The 5,267-nt window shown below is 38.1% G+C and carries 4 protein-coding genes; 3 read left to right on the plus strand and 1 reads right to left on the minus strand.

The window, feature by feature from the left end; genetic code table 11:
* Window positions 1–44 precede the first annotated feature (44 nt).
* A protein-coding gene (locus ACINWC743_RS07195; protein WP_085947548.1) for an IS3-like element ISAba21 family transposase occupies window positions 45–1,210 on the minus strand; the annotation gives its coding sequence in 2 pieces (ribosomal slippage) (window positions 45–952 and window positions 952–1,210; 1,167 coding nt in all).
* Between the two features lie 118 nt (window positions 1,211–1,328).
* On the opposite strand from ACINWC743_RS07195, the gene ACINWC743_RS07205 reads away from it, so the two are divergent.
* From ACINWC743_RS07205 to ACINWC743_RS07215, 3 genes are all read left to right on the plus strand, one after another.
* Complete coding sequence (locus ACINWC743_RS07205) at window positions 1,329–1,586, plus strand: hypothetical protein (protein ID WP_004726728.1); 258 nt, start codon at window positions 1,329–1,331, stop codon at window positions 1,584–1,586.
* 919 nt (window positions 1,587–2,505) lie between these two features.
* Window positions 2,506–2,811, plus strand: a complete 306-nt coding sequence (locus tag ACINWC743_RS07210; protein WP_000366814.1) for a helix-turn-helix domain-containing protein — start codon at window positions 2,506–2,508, stop codon at window positions 2,809–2,811.
* Complete coding sequence (locus ACINWC743_RS07215) at window positions 2,811–4,076, plus strand: type II toxin-antitoxin system HipA family toxin (RefSeq protein ID WP_000934717.1); 1,266 nt, start codon at window positions 2,811–2,813, stop codon at window positions 4,074–4,076. The genes ACINWC743_RS07210 and ACINWC743_RS07215 overlap by 1 nt, the downstream gene beginning before the upstream one ends.
* Window positions 4,077–5,267 lie beyond the last annotated feature (1,191 nt).

Below are 5,267 nucleotides of genomic sequence, written 5' to 3' on the forward strand. Positions count from 1 at the left end.
CTTGATATGTGCTGAATTAGCAGGAGACTTTCACTTGGGATATGCTAGGCAGCTAACCGATAAAAGTTCTCTGCTATTTGATTTGGCGTTTTAAAATCCAAACTCTTTTGAATTCTTCGCTGATTATAAAATAACACAATGTATTCTGTAATATCTGCTTTAGCTTCATCTCTGGTTTTATAGTTGCAATGATGCACTAATTCATTCTTGAGTATGCCCCAGAAACTTTCAATCGGTGCATTATCGTAACAGTCCCCACGTTTGCTCATTGAACCTTGAAAATCACATTTTTCCAGTATCTTTCGATATTCATGGCTGCAATATTGGCTGCCTCTGTCCGAATGAATAATTAAGCCTTTCGTTGGTTTTTGATTACGAATCGCCATAGTCAGTGCATTGCAAACAAGTTGTGCGGTCATACGCTCATTTAAGCTATAGCCAACCACTTGTTTCGTGTACAGGTCTTTTACTGCTGCCAAGTATAACCAACCTTCAGCAGTCCAAATGTATGTAATATCGCTTGACCATGCAAGATTGGGCTTAGTCATTGAAAACTGTTGCTCTAGTAAATTTGCGTAGATCGCTCGATTATGATCACTCTTCGTAGTTCTTTTGAAACGCTTATGACGCTTACAATACAGCTGGTTGAGCTTTTTTATTTGACGTACAGCATACGTACTGATTTTGATACCTTGCGCTTGTAAATGCTTAGTTAATCGAATATAGCCATAGCTTTGTTTAGTTTCCTCATGAGCTATTTTGACCAAAATTGTCTGTTGATTTCGCTGAACCAATCTTTTATTCATGCCTCGTTTTAGCCAATCATAAAATCGTGACACTGAAACGTGAAGTAATCTAGCCATAAAGCTAATCGGGAATAAATATCTTTGCTGTTTCATATAGGCGTACCTTACTGACTTTCTTTCGCAAAGTACGCTGCTGCCTTTTTTAGAAATTCACGTTCCATTTCAGCTGTTTTGAGCTGTTGTTTGAGCTTTTTATTTTCTTCGAGTAAGGCATTTAGATCAGGTGAATATTGTTTAGTGCCTGCTAAGGTGCCAGTCTTTGCTTTATTATTCCAATTTGAAAGAGTTTGCATTGAAATGCCAAGTTGTCTGGCTGTTTCCGATACATTGCCTTGATTGGCTTCAATCAATTTTATTGCTTCAACTTTAAATTCTGCGGTGTAAGTCTTCTGTTTCTTGCTCATGGTAAACTCCTGATGAGTGTCTATAGTTTACCAAGTTAAAACCTCCTGTTTTCTCAGCACACATCACCTGAATGGATGTTACAGATTACATGCAGGTGAATTACTCTGTGGCTGTATCATGGCTTTTGTGCAATCCAATCCATTTGATCCGAATGTTCTCTTTTGCAATAAAGCAGCCTCTTCTGCTTTTCCTGAACCAACGAACTATGTCATTGATTTGATTCAACCGACAACAGTGATGCTGAATCAAATCTCCAAAGAAGGGATTAAATGCAAGAAATGTGGTAAGAAAAAGATAGGGGATGGAAGTTATTATCCGTCTAATTGGAACCAGCCCATGAGTCGAGATCAGTTGAGTAAGAATCATTTTAAATGAATAAGAGAAGGATGGCTTACCTCACTTCTCCGAATAACAATGCTATGCTTTTCAACCAAGGTTATAAATTGGCAACTACATTTCATTCTTCTTCATGCTGGTCCTATAGCCTGTAGACAATTACTACATCATTTGCATTCAATGCTCAATACAGCCTGTCAGCAGAACCGCAGCGATACTTTTTTTCGTGCATACATGTAGTGTTTAAATCCATTCATTTTTCAATGATCCTCTGCCGTTTATCACATTTATGGTCGATCTTTAACCTTGTGAAAAATGCACATACCGATCCCTTCAAACTGTCAAATTTATGTATGCATGACATTTAAAGAAAATTATCTGATCAATTTTTTTAGGTAAAATTCATCAAGAAAAAGTTATTATTATTCATAACATCACCAATAACCACATAAAAACAATAATTTAATAAATTATTCTTCCAATTTTTTTATATTTAGTGTTATTACCTCTAAATCCATGTTTACCACCTTCTATTACATAAGTAATTTAGAAGTATCCACGATATAAATTGCTTGCCCTCACACCTCTCCCCTCTCACGCCCAAAAAATTTATACTGAAAGGCAGATTAAGCCCGTTCGAGTTACATATAGCCGCATGCTATATTGAAAGCATTAAGAAAATATCCTCAATATTTATAGGATTTTTAAAGTATGAACTAATTTTCGAAGAACCCTTTCTAAGTAATGTGACCTATTAGGAAAAATGAAAATACTGAAATCTCCGTATCAACAATCAGTCAAAGTACATCCTGATGATTTTCTGTAACCGATACCCAAGGACTATACCTACCCTTCTGATGTGCTGTGCAACAAAGCCCTCCTTAGCCACACTATAGCTATAGATTAATTCCATTATTTTGTGATTTAATTAAATTATTCATTCTTAAGACCCAATTTAATGGATTTATATTTCACTAAACCAGAAGAAGTTGTGACTCTTTTAGGTGAGCGTTTACGTAAGCAACGACTCTTTCTGGAGATGTCTCAAGCTGAGGTAGCAGCACGCGCTGGTGTCGGCGTGAATACAGTTTCGAATCTTGAAGCGGGACGAAATGTATCTGTTGAAAATTTAGTCCGTATTGCAATGGTCTTGGGTCGATTAAACGAACTTCAGGAACTATTTAAACCTCAGCTTAACAGTGTGAATGACATTCTTCGCTATGAGAGTCAAAGTAAGCGCCACCGTATTAAGAGGAAGGGATAATGCTCAATAGACTTAATGTTTATTACAACGGTTGGGGCGAATCATGGTTATGGGGAACGCTGATTAGTTCAACAGCCACGACAGGTAGACCCACCATTGCTTTTGAATATAGTCCAGAAGCAATACAGCAAGGTGTTGAGCTCTCTTCTTACTTGCTGCCTTTAAAAGGTCTACCATTCAGACAAGGTTTTCCTACTCATCAAATGGGACTCCCAGGTCCAGTCTATGACGCTTTACCAGATGGTTGGGGCATGATGTTGATGGATCGATATTTCAAAAAAATTGGCTTAAATTCAGCACGAATTGGACCTTTGGAGCGTCTGACCTATATTAGTAGTCACGCAATGGGTGCCCTCTCCTTTGAACCTTGTGTTGCTGACATGCAAACCTCAGAAAATATCCCTTTACAACAACTGGCCCAGGAAGTTCAAGAAGTACTCAAAGGTGAAGGTGGTGAATTTCTACAGCATTTATTGGTCATGGGTGGCTCCCCTCAAGGTGCCAGACCAAAAGCGTTGGTTTACCGAGATCCTGTCAATTTAGAGTTTTCGACTCAAGATTCTGATCAACATGAAGCCTGGCTGATTAAGTTTCCTGCTCAGCAAGAGCATCCTGAAGTCTGCGCCATTGAAGCCGTCTATGCAGAATGTTTGCGACTTTGTGCAATTGAGACTCCAGATACCCATTTCTTTAATTTGCCCAATGGTTTAACGGCTTTTGCTTCTAAACGATTCGATCGTCAAAATGGTATGCGGATTCCAATGCAGAGTTTGGCTGCATATACAGGAGCAGACTATAAAGTTCCAGGTAGCCTAGACTATCGCAATTTTCTCCGGGCAACCTTGATGTGTACGCAAGATGTACGAGAAAGATTGCATGCTTTTAAACGTGCTGTGTTTAATGTGCTTTTCAATAATCGGGATGACCATACTAAGAACTTTTCATTTCTCATGGAGAAAAATGGTCAATGGAAATTGGCTCCAGCCTATGATGTGACCTTCTGCGAGGGTCCAGGTGGTTATCATCAAATGGACATTATGGGAGAAGCGCTCAATATTTCCCGAAATGACATACATAAACTCGGTACTTCAGAAGCTAATCTGACTACTCTAGAAGTCGATGAGATCATCTTGACCATGCGTGAAATTGCACTTCAATTTAGTCAAATTGCGCAGCGCCTGTATCCCCATCAAATTCGAGAATCTACCCTACAGATGATTCAATCACGGATTCAACAGAATATTGATTTTTTAACTGAAACCTAAGCGTAAATATAAACTAAGCGCCAACCATCAACTGCAAATAGACTTTGATATAGTTAGTCGCTACATAATCTGTAGAACCTGTGAATTAGCTCTCTTTATAATCACGAATATTAGATGGATCACCGCCAAGATATATTCTGCAAACGTGAAATCACTACATCCAGATCGAAAATCACTAAGAAAAAACTGTCACCAAAAAAAGGTCTGCACTATGGATAGATGCAGACCAAACTCTGGATAACTACCAGCACGAGAAATATGTCGCAATTTTGCATAGACATGAATTTGATAAAATCAGCCCAGAAAGCCAGAAATTCATAAAAACTATTTCATCAATCCCCTATAACTTAATCACGTTCATGGTCGATCTTAAATCTTGTGAAAAGTACTCATGCTGACCTAGCCAAACTGTAAAACTCATGTATTCATAGCCTTTAAATGAATCTTTCAATCGGTATATTTAAGGTAAAAACTAGTAATCAGAAGTTATTATCACCCCCATATAAAACAAGGATCAACTTAAAAACAATAACTTAGTAAATTATTCTTCCATTTTTTTATATTTAGTGTTATCTCATTCACTTGGCTCTGAAAGTTTCTCGCACTGAGTTTATATGCGGACCAATTCGTTGTACGGTAGATTTTAGTTGCTGGCTTCTTCATTCGGAAATTATATTGCTGAATCAGACCTTACAAACAGCTTTGTGCAACAAAGCCGTCTTTAAGTACTTTTTTTAAAGGAAAAATCATCGACTTAAATCTATATTTCCAACAGTGCCACTTTTATCGCTTTAGCACCTCAACTCATTTAAGTGGCGTAACTTACATAACTTATGCATCCCATTTAAGTGACCTCAGTTATAGTATTCCGTGTCAGGAATTTGTCCACTTATTCCAATGATGATGAGAACTGCAGCATTGACTTAGATCGCCAGTGCTCAGTACTGGCCATCATGTAGCTTTTATCGCTTTAGCGCCTTAACTTATTTAAGTGGCGTAACTTACACAACTTATGCATCCTATTTAGGTGACCTCAGTTATAGTATTCCGTGTCAGGAATCTGTCTACTTATCAGCGTCCGCGGAACTGCAGGATTTCTGCTTTGTTGTTCGCAACGAGGGCTAATTCTGGAGTTCCGTATAAGGCATAATCAATAACGACATCTCGACTGATAATCAGTGCAGTAACTTT

This window comes from Acinetobacter sp. WC-743, assembly GCF_000335555.1.
In the GTDB taxonomy this organism is placed as follows: Bacteria; Pseudomonadota; Gammaproteobacteria; order Pseudomonadales; family Moraxellaceae; genus Acinetobacter; species Acinetobacter bereziniae.

Bases quoted from the DNA above. Each gene is read 5' to 3' on its own strand.
- ACINWC743_RS07205 (WP_004726728.1), top strand. From the start codon at position 1,329: ATGGCTTTTGTGCAATCCAATCCATTTGATCCGAATGTTCTCTTTTGC.
- ACINWC743_RS07210 (WP_000366814.1), top strand. From the start codon at position 2,506: ATGGATTTATATTTCACTAAACCAGAAGAAGTTGTGACTCTTTTAGGT.
- ACINWC743_RS07215 (WP_000934717.1), top strand. From the start codon at position 2,811: ATGCTCAATAGACTTAATGTTTATTACAACGGTTGGGGCGAATCATGG.